Annotated in this window: 17 protein-coding genes; 15 read left to right on the forward strand and 2 right to left on the reverse strand. The window is 36.3% G+C overall.

The window, feature by feature from the left end; all coding sequences use genetic code 11:
- Window positions 1–15: 15 nt before the first annotated feature.
- The 7 genes from RBU59_RS00730 (at window position 16) to hemL (ending at window position 7,705) form a co-directional block, all read left to right on the forward strand.
- Window positions 16–456 (forward strand): RbsD/FucU family protein, encoded by a 441-nt coding sequence (locus RBU59_RS00730; RefSeq protein WP_308145970.1) that lies wholly within the window; start codon window positions 16–18, stop codon window positions 454–456.
- Between the two features lie 464 nt (window positions 457–920).
- On the forward strand, window positions 921–2,078 hold the full coding sequence (gene hemA / locus RBU59_RS00735) for a glutamyl-tRNA reductase (RefSeq protein WP_308145971.1): 1,158 nt from the start codon (window positions 921–923) through the stop codon (window positions 2,076–2,078).
- Window positions 2,079–2,104: 26 nt separating this feature from the next.
- Window positions 2,105–2,734 carry a precorrin-2 dehydrogenase/sirohydrochlorin ferrochelatase family protein gene (locus RBU59_RS00740; protein WP_308145972.1) on the forward strand — a complete coding sequence of 210 codons (630 nt, stop codon included), beginning with the start codon at window positions 2,105–2,107 and terminating at the stop codon, window positions 2,732–2,734.
- A 21-nt stretch (window positions 2,735–2,755) separates the two neighbouring features.
- The gene (hemC, locus tag RBU59_RS00745; protein WP_308145973.1) at window positions 2,756–3,637 is read left to right on the forward strand and encodes a hydroxymethylbilane synthase; all 882 of its coding nucleotides are present in this window, start codon (window positions 2,756–2,758) and stop codon (window positions 3,635–3,637) included.
- Window positions 3,638–3,736: 99 nt separating this feature from the next.
- Entirely contained in the window at window positions 3,737–5,245 is a 1,509-nt protein-coding gene (gene cobA, locus RBU59_RS00750; RefSeq protein WP_308145974.1) for a uroporphyrinogen-III C-methyltransferase, read from the forward strand.
- Window positions 5,246–5,361: 116 nt separating this feature from the next.
- On the forward strand, window positions 5,362–6,330 hold the full coding sequence (gene hemB, locus RBU59_RS00755; protein WP_308145975.1) for a porphobilinogen synthase: 969 nt from the start codon (window positions 5,362–5,364) through the stop codon (window positions 6,328–6,330).
- A gap of 100 nt (window positions 6,331–6,430) precedes the next feature.
- Window positions 6,431–7,705, forward strand: a complete 1,275-nt coding sequence (gene hemL / locus RBU59_RS00760; protein ID WP_308145976.1) for a glutamate-1-semialdehyde 2,1-aminomutase — start codon at window positions 6,431–6,433, stop codon at window positions 7,703–7,705.
- A gap of 125 nt (window positions 7,706–7,830) precedes the next feature.
- Here hemL and pdxT read toward each other — a convergent pair whose 3' ends face one another.
- Together pdxT and pdxS are read right to left on the reverse strand one after the other, a co-directional pair.
- On the reverse strand, window positions 7,831–8,421 hold the full coding sequence (pdxT, locus tag RBU59_RS00765) for a pyridoxal 5'-phosphate synthase glutaminase subunit PdxT (protein ID WP_308145977.1): 591 nt from the start codon (window positions 8,419–8,421) through the stop codon (window positions 7,831–7,833).
- Window positions 8,422–9,297, reverse strand: a complete 876-nt coding sequence (pdxS, locus tag RBU59_RS00770; protein WP_308145978.1) for a pyridoxal 5'-phosphate synthase lyase subunit PdxS — start codon at window positions 9,295–9,297, stop codon at window positions 8,422–8,424.
- Window positions 9,298–9,759: 462 nt separating this feature from the next.
- On the opposite strand from pdxS, the gene RBU59_RS00775 reads away from it, so the two are divergent.
- The 8 genes from RBU59_RS00775 to miaB all read left to right on the forward strand — a co-directional run bounded on the left by RBU59_RS00775 (window position 9,760) and on the right by miaB (window position 18,200).
- Window positions 9,760–10,980, forward strand: coding sequence for an NAD(P)/FAD-dependent oxidoreductase (locus RBU59_RS00775; protein WP_308145979.1), 1,221 nt, complete (start codon window positions 9,760–9,762; stop codon window positions 10,978–10,980).
- A 102-nt stretch (window positions 10,981–11,082) separates the two neighbouring features.
- Window positions 11,083–12,681 (forward strand): NAD(P)/FAD-dependent oxidoreductase, encoded by a 1,599-nt coding sequence (locus RBU59_RS00780; RefSeq protein WP_308145980.1) that lies wholly within the window; start codon window positions 11,083–11,085, stop codon window positions 12,679–12,681.
- 27 nt (window positions 12,682–12,708) lie between these two features.
- A complete protein-coding gene (gene proB / locus RBU59_RS00785; RefSeq protein ID WP_308145981.1) occupies window positions 12,709–13,560 on the forward strand; it encodes a glutamate 5-kinase in 852 nt (283 codons plus the stop codon).
- 93 nt (window positions 13,561–13,653) lie between these two features.
- Window positions 13,654–13,863, forward strand: a complete 210-nt coding sequence (locus RBU59_RS00790) for a DUF896 domain-containing protein (protein ID WP_308145982.1) — start codon at window positions 13,654–13,656, stop codon at window positions 13,861–13,863.
- Window positions 13,864–14,424 carry a 5-formyltetrahydrofolate cyclo-ligase gene (locus RBU59_RS00795; protein WP_308145983.1) on the forward strand — a complete coding sequence of 187 codons (561 nt, stop codon included), beginning with the start codon at window positions 13,864–13,866 and terminating at the stop codon, window positions 14,422–14,424. It abuts the gene before it with no gap.
- Window positions 14,425–14,470: 46 nt separating this feature from the next.
- On the forward strand, window positions 14,471–15,715 hold the full coding sequence (locus tag RBU59_RS00800) for a glutamate-5-semialdehyde dehydrogenase (protein ID WP_308145984.1): 1,245 nt from the start codon (window positions 14,471–14,473) through the stop codon (window positions 15,713–15,715).
- 258 nt (window positions 15,716–15,973) lie between these two features.
- Window positions 15,974–16,474, forward strand: coding sequence for a hypothetical protein (locus RBU59_RS00805; RefSeq protein WP_308145985.1), 501 nt, complete (start codon window positions 15,974–15,976; stop codon window positions 16,472–16,474).
- 277 nt (window positions 16,475–16,751) lie between these two features.
- Window positions 16,752–18,200, forward strand: coding sequence for a tRNA (N6-isopentenyl adenosine(37)-C2)-methylthiotransferase MiaB (gene miaB / locus RBU59_RS00810; RefSeq protein WP_308145986.1), 1,449 nt, complete (start codon window positions 16,752–16,754; stop codon window positions 18,198–18,200).
- The last annotated feature ends 40 nt before the right edge of the window (window positions 18,201–18,240 follow it).

Here is an 18,240-nt window from a genome sequence, read left to right on the forward strand (position 1 = left end):
TTTATGGAGGTCATTATGTTAAAAGGTATACCAGCAATTTTATCACCGGAGTTATTAAAAGTACTGTGTGAGATGGGACACAGTGACCGTTTGGTTATCTCAGACGGTAATTTTCCTGCGGAATCCATGGGAAAAAATGCGATAGTTATTCGTTGTGACGGACATGGAGTTCCGGAACTATTAGATGCTATATTAAAAGTGTTTCCTTTAGATACTTATACCGATAAGCCGGTTAACCTCATGGAGGTTATGCCTGGTGATGCGGTTGAAACACCTATTTGGGATACTTATAAAGAAATTGTAACAAAATATGATAATCGCGGTGAAAAAGCAGTAGGAGGTATCGAGAGATTTAAATTTTATGAAGAAGCTAAAACAGCTTATGCTATTATAGCTACCAGTGAAAAGGCCCTATATGCTAATATTATGCTGCAAAAAGGTGTTGTTGTAGAATAACCATTTTTTTATATCCGTTATTTTAATTCATAAATACTATTAATAGAAAACGGACTTGATGTTTGAGGTGTCATAATTTTTATTAACCTCAATATATCAGGTCTGTTTTTATTTAACAGGATAGTTCTGAGAAATTTCTTGTTAAATAAAAGTCAAATAGATGAAATTCTTGTTTATGTTTAAAAAGTTTATGATATAATGAAAGCGGAATGAGGAATTGCAAGTCGTCTTGCAATGCCGATTGGAGCAACAAGACCATGAACATGAATTTTGTTCATGGTATAATGAAAGCGGAATGAGGAATTGCAAGTCGTCTTGCAATGCCGATTGGAGCAACAAGACCAGGAACATGGTTTTGTTCATGGTATAATGAAAGCGGAAAAAGGAACTGATGATCTGGTATGTAATTATGATTCATTGTTCTGACAGAAATACGCGGGAAACAGACAGAGAGAGGTTTACCAATGAATATTTATAATATTAGTATAAGTTATAAAACAGCTCCCGTTGAAATAAGAGAGTTATTGGCATTTCAGAAGGAAGAAAAAATAGATTTTATGAAAGCTGCACTGCAAAAAAGTGATGTCAGTGAATGTGTCCTGATAACCACCTGTAATCGGACAGAAGTATATGCTGTCGGAGGTAAAATGGCGTCAGATCAGATTATGCAGTTATTAGTGGAAAGAAAAAGATTAAATTATGACCATGTGATAAAATATTATTTTAGGTACCAGAATGAAAAAGCAGTGAAACATTTATTTCAGGTTACCTGCGGTTTAGATTCTATGTTGATTGGCGAAGATGAAATTCTGGGTCAGGTAAAAGAGGATTATCAATTAGCCTTACAGGCGGGTACGACGGATTTTTTACTGAATACCTTATTTCGAATTGCTATTACCTGTGCCAAAAAAGTAAAAACGGAAACCAAAATTTCGAAAACCTCAATTTCTATCGGTACCTTAGCAGCAAATGAAGTAGTTCACTTTTCAAATAAAGATCAGTTGAAAAAAGTTTTAATTATAGGATTATCCGGTAAATTCGGTACCATAGTAATGAAAAATTTGTACCATAATAAAAATGTTGAAATTATGGGGACGATACGTAACCATAATATACCGGACGAATTAGTTATATCCTACCCTGAAGTTAAAATGATTGATTATCATAAACGGTATGATACAATGAAAGAAGCAGATGTCATAATCAGTGCAACTTCAAGTCCGCATTATACCATTACAGCAGAAGAATTAAAGAAGCATATATCAGATAAAAAGGAACAATTGTATATGGACTTGGCGGTACCAACAGACATAGACAAGAATATTGAAAAATTAGAGAATGTGAAGCTGATAGATATTGATTATTTTAAACAAGTTGCTGAAGTAAATAATAATTTAAAACTTCAGGAAATTGAGGCAGCAAAACTAATCATTGATAAACAGGTGGATGAATTCTATAAAGAAATAAATTTTAGGAATTTTATTCCCCGGATGAATGAATTAAAAGAAATATTTGAAAATCAACCATTTGAAAGTATAATGTATAAGATCCGGAATCAAGTAACCAATGATGAGTTGAAAGTGATAATACAAAGCTTGACAAAATTAACTGAAAATAAATAATACATAAAGGTTTAAGGAGATTTAACGTGGCATATTTTCCAATGTTTGTGGATTTAAAAGATGAATTGTGTATTGTAATCGGCGGTGGAATGGTTGCCTGCAGGAAAATAAGAGTCTTATTGGAATTTGAAGCAGAAGTAGTTGTTGTTGCCCCGGAATTTTGTGAATGCGTAATGGTTTTAAAGGATAAAATCACATTGATAAATAAATTCTATGAAGCTACTGATATAAAAGATGCATTCTTAGTAATAGCAGCGACAGATGACATACAATTAAACACAAGGATATCCAGGGAATGCAAGGGACTTAGAATCCCTGTAAATGTAGTTGATAAAAAGGAAGAATGCAGTTTTATATTTCCGGCCTACGTTAAGAAAGGTGCCATAACCGTGGGTATAACCAGTTCCGGCAAAAGTCCTGTTATTTCAAAAAGAATTAAAAGCAGAATAAAAGAAGTTATACCTGATTACATGGAAGAACTGGTTGAGATTCTCGGCGATATAAGGGATGAGGTACAGTTCTTGTTTGAACAGGAGGCAGAGAGGAAACTGGTTTATAAACAGTTAGTGGAATTGGGCTGTTTAAAACAAGGTAAACTGACAAAAACGGATATACAGGATGTTATAAAGAGAGTAAAAGAAAATCAGGAAATCTAACGAATTATTGCGGAGGAATCAGTGAAACAACATATTAAAATAGGAACAAGAAAAAGTAAACTTGCAATGGTACAAACGGAAATGGTTGTGGATGCAATAAAAAAAGCAAATCCTGATATAGAAATTGAACTGGTTCCGATGACCACTATGGGAGATCAGATTTTGGATAAACCGTTAGAAAGTTTTGGTGGTAAAGGAGCGTTTATCAATGAGTTTGAAGATGCCATGCTTACGGGGAAAATTGATATAGCGGTACATAGTGCAAAAGATATGCCAATCAATCTTCCAAAGGGACTGTCAATTCTTGCCGTATCCTTAAGGGAAGACTTAAGAGACGTACTTGTAACCAGAAAAAATTGCCCGCTTCCACCTAACGGTATCGTCGGAACCAGCAGCTTAAGAAGACAGATTCAGATAGAGGAATTATACCCGGTACAGGTAAAAAACCTGAGGGGCAATGTCGGTACCAGGCTATTAAAATTGCAAAATGAAGAATACGACGGTATTATTTTGGCGGCAGCCGGCTTAAAAAGGCTTAACCTGCAAGAGGATAAGGAATATGATTTTGAATATTTAGATGAGGAGAGATTTATTCCTGCGGCTGGGCAGGGTATCATAGCTATAGAGGGAAGAGCGGATGCTGCCTTACAAGGAGTATTGCAATCATTTAATAATATGGAATCCATGTATAATCTGGAGACAGAAAGAGAAGTATTAAAACTTCTTAATGCAGGATGCAGTGAGCCTATCGGAGTTTATTCCCATATTGATAAAGATAAGATAACTCTTCGAGTAATATATAAATATAAAGATAAAGTAATCCGGGTTAAAGGAACTTCCGGAATCGAAGAAAGATTACTTTTAGCAAAAAAACTGGTAAATGAAATCCTTAATCTGGAGTAATCTAGTTTAGTTAAAAAGTTTTTTAATTCAGATTAATGAGGTTTTATTAAAACGTATAGGAACCACTACGAATTAAATGTATACTGGCAGGAGATTTATATGGATAAAAATGGGATGGTTTATTTGGTAGGTGCCGGACCGGGTGATCCGGAACTGCTGACCTTAAAAGGAAAAGCAAGATTAGAGGAATGTGAAGTAGTAATTTATGACAGATTAGCTTCTGATTCTTTGCTGGATTTCGTGCCTTTAAAAAGTGAGAAAATTTATGTAGGTAAAGAAGTCGGAAGACATAGCTTTAATCAGGAAGCCATAAATCAAATTATTGTAGAAAAAGCCTTAGAGGGGAAAAGGGTTGTTCGCTTAAAAGGCGGTGATCCTTTCGTATTCGGAAGGGGCGGAGAAGAAGTAATGGCTTTACAAAAGGCCGGTATACCATTTCAGGTAATACCGGGAATCACATCAGCGATTGCAGCTGCAACATATGCGGGAATACCCGTAACCCATAGAGGTATCAGCAGAAGTTTTCACGTTGTTACAGGTCATACGAAGGATACTGATAATGAGCTCGCGGAAAATTTTGAAACTTTGGCTAAATTAGAGGGAACTCTTATTTTTTTAATGGGAATGGGCAATTTATCGCGTATTGTTAAGGAATTGATAAGATATGGTAAGGATGGCAATACTCCGGCAGCAGTTATTTCAAAGGGGACTACAATTCAGCAAAAAACGGTTAGGGGTACTTTAGTTACCATAGAGGAAAAAGTAAAGGAAGAGAAGGTTGTGGCACCGGCTGTTATCCTTATTGGAGCTGTTACGGATCTTGATATGAATGCGGTACAATATGGCAAGTTGTCAGGGTTAAAGATAGGCGTGACCGGCACTCCTGAATTAGCGGAGAAAATAGCGAATCAGTTAAGAAATGAGAAAGCTTATGTAGATAATCTAAGCTTTTTATATGTGAAAGAATCGGAGAAACTTGCTGAACTAAAAAGCGCTGTCGATAGTATTTCAGAATATACCTGGATTGTGTTTACCAGTACGAATGGAGTTGATCTGTTTTTTCAATATTTAAAGGAAAACCAATTTGATTATCGTAAGTTAGGTCATATTTCTTTTGCGGCAGTTGGAAATGGGACAAAAGAAGCCCTTATGAGGCAGGGATTTATGGCAGATTATGTGCCGGAGTTATATACAACCGTATTCTTAGCTAACGGACTGGTTAAATTATTAACAAAAGAAGATAAAGTACTGATTCCACGAGCTGCGAATGGTTCAAAGGATTTAACGAAAATTTTAAGCGATTATTTAGTACCTTATACGGACATTAAATTATATTCAATTGAGATAGATCAGGAAAAGCGTAAAAGGATAATTTCAGAACTGATAGATTATGATTATATAACTTTCGCCAGTGCTTCAGGTGTTGAGGGTTTTTTTAAAGAAGCAGACAGTTTAATACTTAATACCGAGAAAACTAAGATTATCTGCATTGGTGATATTACAGCGAAGAAACTACGAGAATACGGAGTAACGAATTACTGTATAGCAAGAGAATATAGTGTACCTGGATTGGTTTCTTGTATTATAGAAGATACCAATAGGATATAGGATTTAATTTTAATTAAAGTCTGGGTACGTTTACACAACGTGACACTAATTGACCTATGCAACTTTAATTATATGATAAAAAAGATATATAAAACGATGTTATTCAGGAGGATAATATGATTAGGAGAAGACGGCTTCGAGTAAATGAAACGATACGGGCATTAGTCAGAGAAACCAATATACAGATAACGGATCTTGTATATCCAATCTTTGTAGTGGAGGGGGAAAATCAAAAAAATCCTGTGGATTCCATGCCTGGAATTTATCAATATTCTATAGACAGATTGGAAGAAGAATTAGAGCGTATTAAAATAAGCGGAGTAAAAAGCATACTGATCTTCGGAATTCCGGAACATAAGGATGAAGTGGGTAGTCAGGCTTATGATGAGAATGGAATTGTACAAAATGCAATCCGTTTTATAAAGGAAAACTATCCGGATTTCGTTGTGATTGCTGATATCTGCCTTTGTGAATATACGTCTCATGGTCATTGTGGTTTAATTAAGGACGGAATGATACTAAATGATGAAACATTACCTTTATTAGCTGAAGCTGCGGTTACCTGTGCAAAAGCAGGAGCTGATATAATAGCTCCATCCGATATGATGGATGGTCATATCCATGCGATCCGTATTGCACTGGATGAAAAAGGATATCTTCATACTCCTATTATGGCCTACAGTGCGAAATATTCTTCCGGATATTATTCTCCTTTTCGTGATGCGGCGCATTCCGCACCGGCATTCGGTGACCGTAAAACCTATCAGATGGATTATGCTAACGTGAAAGAGGCTGTGCGTGAAGTAAAGGATGATATTGAAGAGGGGGCCGATATTGTTATGGTTAAACCAGCTTTAGCTTATTTGGATGTCATTAAAACGGTTGCACTTGAGACAGATTATCCTATTGCTGCTTATAATGTAAGCGGTGAATTTGCTATGGTGAAAGCAGCAGCTTTAAATGGATGGATTGATGAGAAAAAGATTGTGATGGAAAATTTGATTGCAATGAAAAGGGCAGGTGCTAAAATAATTATTACCTATCATGCACTGGATGTTGCCGGCTGGATAGCCACTAATGAGTAGTTATGAAAATTAGATTAGGAAAGGTTGCCGTGCTGTGATTCTTCACATATTACGTGGCAATATCACAGATTGATTTAAACGGTATTAATGGAGACAGAACATGAAAAATCAAACATCAGAAATATTGTATAAGGAAGCAGTCGGAATTTTACCGGGTGGTGTGAACAGTCCGGTCAGAGCTTTTAGAGCGGTAGGCAGAACTCCGGTTTTTATAGAAAAAGCAAAAGGCAGCAGAATTTATGATGTAGACGGTAATGAATACATTGATTATGTATGTTCCTGGGGTCCTGCTATTTTAGGTCATGCCCAGGAAGCTGTTATAGAAGCGGTTAACAAGGCAGTAAGGGATGGTTTGACTTTTGGAGCGCCTACTAAAAAAGAAGTGATATTGGCTGAATTAATCAATCAGATAATGCCTTCCATGGAAATGGTACGTTTAGTGAGTTCTGGGACAGAAGCCGTTATGAGTGCCATCCGGACTGCCAGAGGTTTCACAAAAAAGGATATGATAATCAAATTCAGAGGGTGTTACCACGGTCATTCAGACGGTTTACTAGTGAAGGCAGGTTCCGGAGCGCTTACCCAGGCAGTACCTGACAGTGCAGGTGTTCCTAAATCATATACCAAGAATACCCTAATTGCAGAGTATAATGATAAATCATCCGTACAGCAATTATTTGATGAATATAAAGGAAAAATTGCCGCGGTTGTTGTGGAACCGGTAGCCGCCAATATGGGTGTGGTTCTTCCGGAAGAAGATTTTTTACCTTTCTTAAGAAATATTACGGAAGAGAATGATGCTTTACTTATTTTTGATGAAGTAATTACAGGCTTTCGTTTAGGAATCGGCGGAGCTCAGGATTATTATAAAATAAAACCGGATCTTACAACCCTTGGGAAAATTGTAGGCGGAGGGATGCCAATCGGAGCTTATGGCGGAAGAAAAGACATTATGCAGATGGTATCACCCTTAGGACCTGTTTACCAGGCAGGAACCTTATCAGGAAATCCCGTAGCAACAGCGGCCGGAATAAAAACTCTTGAAATATTAAATGATAATCCTCAATATTATAAAGAAATGGAATGGAAAGCAATGCAACTAGCAACTGCTTTTACGGAACGTAACAAAGACAAAAAGGAATCGATTCAGGTGAACCGGATTGGTTCCCTGGTATGTGCTTTTTTTACAGATCATAAAGTAAAAGATTATAATTCTGCTATTACTTCCGATACCGCTAAGTATTCTGAGTATTTTGGAAAAATGATGGATAATGGAATTTATATCGCTCCGTCACAGTTTGAAGCCATGTTTGTATCGGCTGCCCACACAGAGGCAGATATTAAGGCAACCTGTCAGGTAATAAAAAATATATAAAAGCAGTTTTTGCATTTAATAGTTAAAATAGATCTGCTGCAAAATAAAAAATAACTTTACTTATGCTCAAGTAAAGTTATTTTTATTTTGCAGTCAGTCCGAATTTAATAATACGAATCAAGGAATTATTCCTTTATATTAGATATTGTCTTTTCATGAATCATGTTAATAAAATAGCTATGAATCGCTGTGTTATCGGTAAGTTCTGGGTGGAAAGCAATCCCTAATTGATGCTGATACCGTACAGCAATAATCCGGTTTTCTACTACAGCTAAAATGCTGACTTCACTATTTACTGATCGAATATATGGTGCCCGGATAAATTTCATAGGAACGATTCCTAAATCAGCAAAATTACTTTCCATATAGAAACTTCCGGTTTGACGCCCGTATGCATTTCGCTTGACAGTAACTGGCAGGGTTCCGAAATGAACCGTATCGGAATCTGAAATTTCCGAAGCAAGCAATATTAATCCTGCACAGGTACCCATTACAGGCAACCCGTTAATGAGTTTATTTTTGAGTGGCTCATAAAGTCCAGCATCCCGTAATAACTTACCCATTACAGTACTTTCTCCGCCTGGCAGGATGAGTCCGTCTAAATGTCTTTCAATATCTGAACGTTTGCGTATTTCAAAATAATCAACATCTAATTTTTTCAGGGTATTTTCGTGTTCGATAAAAGCTCCTTGAAGTGCCAAAACACCGATTATCATTTAGATACCCCTTTCTGCCATAAGGAGTTTAATTTCATTCTCATTAATTCCAACCATAGCTTCACCCAGGTCTTTGGATAACTCAGCTATCAGCTTAGAGTCATTATAATTAGTGACGGCTTTTACAATAGCAGCCGCTCTTTTTGCCGGATTACCGGATTTGAAGATACCGGAACCTACAAAGACTCCCTCTGCTCCAAGCTGCATCATCAGTGCAGTATCTGCAGGTGTTGCAATTCCGCCGGCTGCAAAATTGACGACCGGAAGTTTTCTGCTATTATGAACAAACAGAACTAAATCATATGAAACCTGCATTTCTTTAGCTGCCTGATATAGTTCATCCTCTCTTAGTGCAGTTAAACGAGCAATTTCTCCGTTCATCCGTCTCATGTGCCGAACTGCCTGCACAATATCCCCGGTCCCCGGTTCACCTTTGGTGCGAATCATGGAGGCACCCTCATTAATACGTCTTAAAGCTTCTCCTAAATTTTTTGCACCACATACAAACGGTACAGTAAACTTTTTTTTATTTATATGATAAACATCATCTGCAGGTGAGAGAACTTCGCTTTCGTCGATGTAGTCAATATCGATGGCTTCTAAAATCTGTGCTTCTGCAAAATGACCGATTCTGCATTTAGCCATTACCGGAATAGATACGGCTTCTTGTATGCCTTGTATCATTTTCGGATCACTCATTCTAGCCACTCCACCGACGGCTCTGATATCTGCCGGTATTCTATCTAATGCCATAACAGCACAAGCACCTGCTTCCTCTGCGATGATAGCCTGTTCAGGTGTAGTTACATCCATAATTACCCCACCTTTTAACATCTGGGCTAATTCTTTATTCAGTTCATATCGGTTCTCTTTCATATAACCTCCAATCAATAATCATATATTTAACACTTATCCGGATAGTATAACTGTCTAAGCAGTTATAGTTATGAGAACAGTATACTGCATTCTGACACTGTTAAAATAGCCAATATAAATTATTTTAACAGTGCCAGATTTGAATTATTTGAAAACAGATATTAATATAAATGAAGTTTTGGTTTAAATGTGATAAAAATACTCTTTTTTGTATCATTTTTAACATGACAGATGGTTATTTAACTGGTATGATAGTAAACATATTGTTTTTTTCAGAATGTCGTATGGGAGTGAACAGTAACGGTTTGCTCACTATGAATATATATTCTTTCATATAATGCTTGAAATAAACATAGGATTATGGTTAAAATATAGTTAACATATAGCTAATATCAGGAAGAATATATAATTCTTTTATTTGATCCTTATTATTAATTAAAATAAGCTGGGAGGATTCCCTTAATGAGTAATATAATAATTATCGGGGGCGGTGCATCCGGACTGGTAGCAGCAATCTATGCAGCCAGGAATAATAATACGGTCACCATTCTGGAACATAAAGATAAGATTGGGAAAAAATTACTGGCTACCGGTAACGGAAAGTGTAATTATACTAATAGGAACCAAAAGGCAGAACATTACAGAGGAAATGACATTTCATTTGCTATGAAAGTATTGTCTGGGTTTGGAGTAGAACAGACTATAGATTTATTTAAAGAACTTGGAATTTATCCAAAAGAGAAAAACGGTTATGTATATCCCAATTCAGAACAGGCATCTTCCGTGGTAGAAGTACTCCGTTTGGAGCTGTTACAGCTGAAAGTCAGGATTATTACCGAAACCCATGTAAAACAGATAGTTAAACAAACGGATCAATTTCAAGTTATAACGGACAAGGACTCCTATTTAGCTGATCAGGTAATATTGGCGGCAGGCGGCTGTGCGTCACCGAATCTAGGATCCGACGGAAGTGGTTATCAATTAGCCAAAAGTTTAGGTCACCGGGTTATAAAACCCTTGCCGGCTCTGGTGCAATTAAAATCCGGTTCCAAATATTTCAAAACTTTGTCGGGTGTCAGGACGGAAGCGCAGATTGCTTTATATATCAATGATATGTTAGCTGTAAAAGAGCAGGGTGAGTTATTATTAGCAGCTTACGGTCTGTCCGGAATTCCAGTTTTACAGATTAGCAGATTTGCATCGAAAGCATTAAGTGAAAATAAAAAAGTACATCTTGTTATAGATTATCTGCCCCATATGACGTTTGAAGAGGCTTACAAACTCATATCTTCCAGAATAACCAGAAATCCTTACAGAACCGTGGAAGAGAATCTGATTGGATTATTAAATAATAAATTAATATTTGTTGGATTAAAAGAGGCCGGAGTGGAACCAACTAAACTCAGTAACTCTGTTAATAAGAATCAAATAAATGATTTGGTAAAGCAATTAAAGGGATGGCGTGTTATCATAACAGAGCCCAATTCCTTTGAACAGGCACAGGTTAGCGCCGGAGGGGTTGATACAACAGAGATAAATCCGGAAACCCTGGAATCAAAGTTAATAAAAGGATTATATATTACCGGTGAAATAATCGACGTTGATGGAACCTGCGGAGGTTATAATCTTCAGTGGGCCTGGTCCACCGGTGTTTTAGCCGGAATGAATTGCGGAATGAAATAGTTGGATGTTGAAAGAAAATATTCAAAGAGAGGAATGCCTTAAGGATTCTTTCAACAATTAGAGGCAGTATTGCAGGATTACTTGTAGTACTAAACGATTCATATGATTCAAATAAATCAGTTGAAAATAAAGATTGATCACTCAAGGGAAGAATTAAAGAAATTAATTGCGAAACAACTAAAGATATCCGAGTCTGAAATTATAGAGTATTCCTTAATTAAAAGATCCATTGATGCAAGAAAAAAGAATGATATCCTTTTTGTATACAGCGTGGAAGTGAAAGTTTCTCAGGAAAATAAGGTAATAAAGCGGGTTCATAACCCCAATATATTATTGGGAGAAAGAAAGAAATATAATTTTAAAGCAACCGGTGAAGAGAAACTTAAAAACAGGCCGGTTATTATAGGAACCGGCCCGGCAGGGCTGTTCTGCGGACTTATGTTAGCGAAAAACGGGTATCGGCCTCTTCTTATCGAACGGGGAGATGAAGTAAGAAACCGTATCAAGGCAGTTGAACAATATTGGGAAAACAACGAATTAAATCTTAATTCTAATGTACAATTCGGTGAGGGCGGCGCAGGCACTTTTTCCGATGGAAAGCTTAATACCTTGGTAAAAGATGAATACGGAAGAAATCTGAAAGTTCTGGAAGTGTTTGCGGAACACGGTGCTCCCGGTGAAATATTATATCTGAATAAACCACACATCGGAACGGATCAGCTTAGGTGCGTTGTGAAGGGAATCCGTGAAGAAATCATATCGTTAGGCGGAGAGGTAAGATTTAATACCTGTCTTACTGACATATTTATAGAAAACGGTCAATTAACCGGTATAGAGGTAAATGAGACAGAGCGGATTGATTGCGGTGTTTTAGTTATAGCAATAGGACATAGTGCAAGAGACACCTTTGAATTAATATATAAGAGGGGCCTTAAATTATCTTCTAAATCCTTTGCCATCGGTGTAAGAATTGAACATCCGCAGTTATTAATCAATAAAAATCAGTATGGAGAGTCTTTCCCAAAGCTCCCGGCTGCAGATTATAAATTGGCCTATAAAACCAGTACAGGAAGGAGCATTTATTCTTTCTGTATGTGTCCGGGAGGTTTTGTAGTGAATGCTTCTTCTGAAAAGGGAGGAATTGCTGTAAATGGTATGAGTAATCATGCAAGGGATGAGGAAAATGCCAACAGCGCTTTAATTATCACCGTAACTCCGGCGGATTTCCCTAAAATAGCAGAAGTTCCGGAAGTTTTGTCAGGGGTGGAATTTCAACGCACTTGGGAAAGAAAAGCATATCAAATCGGTAATGGAAATATACCGGTACAATTATTCGGAGACTTGTTAAATAATCAGCCGAGTGTTACAATAGGCCATATTAAACCCAACATAAAAGGAAAATACGAACTTGCGAATTTAAGACAATGCCTTCCTGAATATGTAATAACATCCCTATCGGAAGGAATTAAGGCTTTTGACAGAATGATACCCGGTTATGCCGATGAGGAAGCAGTGCTCTCAGGAGTGGAGACCAGGACTTCTTCTCCGATTAGAATGGAACGAAATGAACAGTTTGAGTCCAATATATCCGGAATCTATCCCTGCGGGGAAGGAGCTGGGTATGCCGGCGGCATTACATCCGCTGCCATGGATGGTATTAAAGTTTTTGAAGCTATCGCAAATCGCTATGCAATTACCTAAGATTTTTAAGTTTGAAAGGAGCATTTTATGTCTTTTAACAGAGCGGCAATTAAGGATAAAAAAAGAATAGTAATAAAAATCGGTTCGTCTTCATTAACTCATGAAATCACAAACAGCTTAAATTTGTCCAAAATGGAAAAGCTGATAAGAATATTAACAGATTTAAGGAATCAGGGTAAGGATGTGATATTAGTATCTTCCGGAGCTATTGCAGTAGGAAGGGAGACCTTAGGATTAAAAGAAAAACCCAGAGATAAAACCGTTAAACAGGCTTGTGCCGCAGTGGGACAGGCCAGATTAATGATGGTATACCAGAAATTATTTGCGGAATATAATCAGGTACCGGCACAAATTTTAATGACTAAATATACAATGATTAATGATATCAGCAGAAAAAATGCAAGGAATACCTTTGAAGAATTATTAAATATGGGAGTTATTCCTATTGTAAATGAAAATGATACGGTATCCACCGATGAGTTGGAATTTGGTGATAATGATACCTTATCTGCTCTCGTAGCAGCACTTGTAAATGCAGATATGCTGATTTTGTTATCCGATATTGACGGGTTATATACTGACGATCCACGTAAAAATAAGGATGCTGCCTTTATTGATTATGTAGAAGTCATTGATGATAAACTCAGTGAGATGGGGAAAGATTCATCCACATCTGTAGGAACCGGAGGTATGGCAACTAAAATTTCAGCCGCCAGGATAGCAACCGATTCCGGCGCAGACATGATTATTGCAAATGGAGAAGATGTATACATAATTAATGAAATTATGGAAGGCAAAAATGTGGGAACCTTATTTAAAGCTCATAAAGATGAGCATTTTGTTTTATTGGATTATATACGTACAAAACAGTATCCCTGATATTTGGGGGAATATTTGAAAGTACTACAAATGCTTAAGAAAGGTAATTAAGGTGCAGAACCGGGTAAAATATAGGTATGCATGGGTAAAAATATGGATGATAAAAAGTTAACCAGGATAAATGAGTTATATCATAAATCTCAAAATGAGGGATTAACAGAAGAAGAAAAGATAGAACAGGCAGATCTAAGAAATGAGTACATTCAGGCGGTGCGAAAAAATCTCAGAGGTACGCTTAATCAGGTTTCGATTTTAAATCCGGACGGAACAGTTACGGAATTGGCTAAGAAAGATAAACAATAGATGGAAAAGAATGAAATACGTAAATCCATAAAAGAGTTAAAAAAACATTTACCGGAATCGGATCGAGTGGTTTATAGTGAACGTATTCTGGAGCAATTATATGAAATCTCTGAATTTAAGAAATGTAAAAGGATCTTCTGTTATGTATCATTTAATCAGGAAGTCATAACTACTTCCCTTATAACAACTGCTCTAAAGCAGGGTAAAAAAACAGCGGTCCCCAAAGTAACACAGGAGGGTTTGAAGTTTTTTTATATAAATTCACTAAAGGATTTAACCCCGGGTGTGCTTGGAATATTGGAACCAACGACGATAGAAGAAGCGATTCCCGATCCATTGGATGAGAATCTGATTATAGTACCCGGATTGGCATTCGATGAATATAAAAATCGAATTGGATATGGCAAGGGTTATTATGATTCTTTTTTTAGACAATATGCTTCCTGTCCTTTAAAAAAAATTGCGTTAGCATATGATTTTCAAGTACAAAAGAAAATACCGGTCGAAGAGTCTGACATTAAAGTTGATTCTATAATAACTCAATACGGCATAATCAAATAATATTTTTATTTAAATTAAATTATGAAAATATAGAAAGGATGGTCCTATGAAATATTTAGAAGAAATCGGTTTTAAAGCGAAAAAAGCGGCTGCTCTGTTAAATGTTTTAGGCGTGGAACGCAAAAATGAAGGACTTCAAAACGCAGCCAGGTTTTTACTTGAGAATGAATCCGATATATTAAAGGCGAATGAATTAGACATAACAGCAGCCAGGGAAAATGGGATGACAGAGGCCTTAATTGACCGTTTACGCTTAAATCAAAACCGTATTGAAGCCATGGCTAAAGGTCTGCTTGCAATAGTTGATTTAAATGATCCGGTTGGGGAAGTCATTTCCATGACTACAAGACCAAACGGATTAACGATTGGCCAAAAAAGAGTACCGATAGGTGTGATCGGAATTATATATGAATCCCGCCCTAATGTTACAGCAGATGCTTTCGGATTATGCTTTAAGACAGGAAATGCCGTTATATTACGCGGCGGAAGTGATGCAATCCATTCTAATATTGCAATTGTAAATGTAATCAGGGAAGCGCTGAAAAAAGTTGGCCTTTGTGAAAATTCCATACAGTTAATTGAGGACACTGACAGAGAAACAGCCAAGGAAATGATGCGTTTAAACCAATACATTGATGTATTGATTCCAAGAGGTGGGGCCGGGCTAATTCGTACCGTTGTTGAGAACAGTACAATTCCCGTTATAGAGACTGGAACCGGTAATTGCCATGTATATGTAGATGAATACGCTGATTTTGATATGGCGTTAAATATTATTGATAATGCAAAAACACACCGGTTGGGTGTATGCAATGCATGTGAATCTCTTGTAATACACAGCAAAGTAGCTGATAAATTTATCCCTCTGGTATATAAACGATTAACTGATAAAAAAATTGTTTTTCGCGCCGATGAAAGGGCAAGAATAATTTGTGATAAAATGGAACCTGCTACTGAAGAGGATTATGGAAAAGAATATTTAGACCGTTTTATCTCATTAAAAGTTGTTGATTCCATTGACGAAGCAATTGAACATATTAATTATTATAATACCAAACATTCTGAGGCAATTATCACGAATGATTACAGCCATGCCCTGAAGTTTTTAAATGAAATCGACGCTGCTGCGGTTTACGTTAATGCTTCTACAAGATTTACAGACGGAGGCGAATTCGGATTTGGGGCAGAAATCGGAATCAGCACGCAGAAATTACACGCCCGAGGCCCTATGGGGCTGGTAGCGCTGACATCGACCAAATATATTATATTTGGTAATGGGCAAATTCGATAGATTTAAAAATTATTTAGAACTAATGTTATATGAATGTCTTTGGGATATGTGTTAATGGATAAGATGCTGTGCTTTATCTTTAACATGTATCCCTTAAATTATGTTTTTATTAAAAAATAAGAATAGACAATTGCGTAAAAACATATTTTTATGCAATTGTCTATTAATATTGGGAGTATAAGGAGTTATTACAACAGCAGAGAGATTTTATAAGTTAACTGGTTCAAATTTTTTTCTTGACTGACAGGAGGTTAAATTATGACTAAATTGCATAGGTTGATAAAAAGATGTATAGAACAAAACAACCCAAATCTAGGAACGGCTGAATCATTTAGTAATGCGTTGAAAGATTTAGGACGGTGGGTATTAACTCTTTATAGTAACGGAAAATTAACATTTGAAGGTGATAAAAAACATAATTTGAATCTACATGAAGTTTTAAATATCAAGGATTATGTAAATGAAATAGGGGAACAATTTATAGGACTTGGGTATTTTGACGGCAGAGAGAGAGATTTTTTTGAAATGATAGCATTGTGTCACAAAGATTTATCACAAACTTTGGAAGAGTTTTATAATGGGTATCACCCTTGTTACACTTATTACAGGGAAGATAGTGAACCAAAAGGTATACCGGCAGAATTAGCTAATGTTATAATAAGGATATTTGAGATATGTTATCAATATGATATTGATATTGAAACGTTATTGTTAGAAAAATTTGAATATATAAAGCATAAAAATTCTGCCAGTACATAAACGGGAGATATAAAAGTGAATGAATAAAGACAATATAATAAGCCTGGCGATGAATCTTACTTAATGAAAAAAACATAAAAATATAAACCAAATTATCTATATCAAATAGATTGCATTGGGTTGTAATTTTTCTGCGATTCATATATAATCTTACTGTTACAGAGTGCTATCAATAATTTGCCGGTACTAGTAGAGAAACCTTTTATCTGGCTTATATGATTTTTAAGTATTTTAAAAATCATGCCAGTATATATTATTTAGAAAGTTGAGATTAGTTATGAATTATATGGAAATTGATTTAGATAAAATAAATTGCTTAGGAGTTGAGCCCAGCAAAGAACCGGAACGTCAATATTATTTTATGGCTAAATGCAGGGAATGGGTAAAAGCTAAAGAAGAGGAAACAGGTAAACCATTAACGTTCATTACCCAGACATTTGGGTGTCAGATGAATGCGAAAGATTCTGAGAAATTAGCAGGAATTCTGGAAAAAATTGGTTTCCAAGAAACGAATACCGAAGAAGCTGACTTTGTTATATATAATACCTGTACCGTAAGAGAAAATGCAAATACCAGGGTATACGGAAGACTGGGTTACCTGAATAGCCTAAAAAAGAAAAATCCCAATATGATGATTGCATTATGCGGCTGCATGATGCAGGAGGATGCAGTAGTTGAAAAGATAAGAAAAAGTTACCGTTTTGTGGACATCGTATTCGGGACTCACAATATATTTAAACTGGCTGAATTAATCTATAACAGATTATCCTCCAGGGGAATGATTATTGATATATGGAAAGATACGGAACAAATTGTAGAGGATCTTCCAAGTGAAAGAAAATACAAATTTAAAGCAGGGGTTAATATTATGTATGGCTGTAACAATTTTTGCAGCTACTGTATCGTACCTTATGTACGGGGCAGGGAAAGAAGCCGTAATCCGGAAGATATAATAAATGAAATTAGAGATCTGGTAGCAGATGGGGTTATGGAAATTATGCTTTTAGGCCAGAATGTTAATTCCTATGGTAAAACCCTTAGCACACCTATGTCTTTTGCAGACCTGTTAAAGGAAATTGAAAAAATTGAGGGACTGAAAAGAATCCGTTTTATGACTTCCCATCCGAAAGATCTATCCGATTCTTTAATTGAAGTCATGAAAAATTCCACTAAAATTTGCAACCATCTGCATTTGCCCGTACAGTCAGGCAGCAGCAAGATACTAAAAATAATGAACCGCAGGTACTCCAAAGAAGATTATTTATCCTTGGTTGATCGCATAAAAACCGCAATGCCAAATATTTCCCTGACAACAGATATTATTGTAGGTTTTCCGGGAGAAACGGAAGAGGATTTTTTAGAGACTTTAGATGTGATAAAAAAAGTTAGATATGACAGTGCATATACATTCCTATATTCCAAAAGATCCGGTACTCCTGCGGCTAATATGGACAATCAGGTAGAAGAATCAGAGGCCAAGGAACGGTTTGACCGGCTGTTAAAGGTTATTCAGGAGATATCCGCTGACCTTACGAAGACCCAAAAGGGTGAAATACAGGAAATTCTGGTTGAAGAAGTAAATGATCAAAATAATTCCCTATTAACCGGAAGATTAAGTAATAATATGCTGGTGCATTTTAACGGGACTCCGGATATGATTGGCACTCTGCTTAAAGTAAAACTAACGGAATGTAAAGGCTTTTATTATATTGGTGAGAGAATATAGTGAAAATGATCTATTTTGATTCTTATTTTTATGTAGGAAA

It is taken from the genome of Anaerocolumna sp. MB42-C2, assembly GCF_030913705.1.
GTDB lineage: Bacteria > Bacillota > Clostridia > Lachnospirales > Lachnospiraceae > Anaerocolumna.

Coding starts and splice junctions, on each gene's coding strand:
- RBU59_RS00730 (WP_308145970.1), top strand. CDS start 16: ATGTTAAAAGGTATACCAGCAATTTTATCACCGGAGTTATTAAAAGTA.
- hemA (WP_308145971.1), top strand. CDS start 921: ATGAATATTTATAATATTAGTATAAGTTATAAAACAGCTCCCGTTGAA.
- cobA (WP_308145974.1), top strand. CDS start 3,737: ATGGATAAAAATGGGATGGTTTATTTGGTAGGTGCCGGACCGGGTGAT.
- hemB (WP_308145975.1), top strand. CDS start 5,362: ATGATTAGGAGAAGACGGCTTCGAGTAAATGAAACGATACGGGCATTA.
- hemL (WP_308145976.1), top strand. CDS start 6,431: ATGAAAAATCAAACATCAGAAATATTGTATAAGGAAGCAGTCGGAATT.
- pdxT (WP_308145977.1), bottom strand. CDS start 8,421: ATGATAATCGGTGTTTTGGCACTTCAAGGAGCTTTTATCGAACACGAA.
- pdxS (WP_308145978.1), bottom strand. CDS start 9,297: ATGAAAGAGAACCGATATGAACTGAATAAAGAATTAGCCCAGATGTTA.
- RBU59_RS00775 (WP_308145979.1), top strand. CDS start 9,760: ATGAGTAATATAATAATTATCGGGGGCGGTGCATCCGGACTGGTAGCA.
- RBU59_RS00780 (WP_308145980.1), top strand. CDS start 11,083: ATGATTCAAATAAATCAGTTGAAAATAAAGATTGATCACTCAAGGGAA.
- proB (WP_308145981.1), top strand. CDS start 12,709: ATGTCTTTTAACAGAGCGGCAATTAAGGATAAAAAAAGAATAGTAATA.
- RBU59_RS00790 (WP_308145982.1), top strand. CDS start 13,654: ATGGATGATAAAAAGTTAACCAGGATAAATGAGTTATATCATAAATCT.
- RBU59_RS00795 (WP_308145983.1), top strand. CDS start 13,864: ATGGAAAAGAATGAAATACGTAAATCCATAAAAGAGTTAAAAAAACAT.
- RBU59_RS00800 (WP_308145984.1), top strand. CDS start 14,471: ATGAAATATTTAGAAGAAATCGGTTTTAAAGCGAAAAAAGCGGCTGCT.
- RBU59_RS00805 (WP_308145985.1), top strand. CDS start 15,974: ATGACTAAATTGCATAGGTTGATAAAAAGATGTATAGAACAAAACAAC.
- miaB (WP_308145986.1), top strand. CDS start 16,752: ATGAATTATATGGAAATTGATTTAGATAAAATAAATTGCTTAGGAGTT.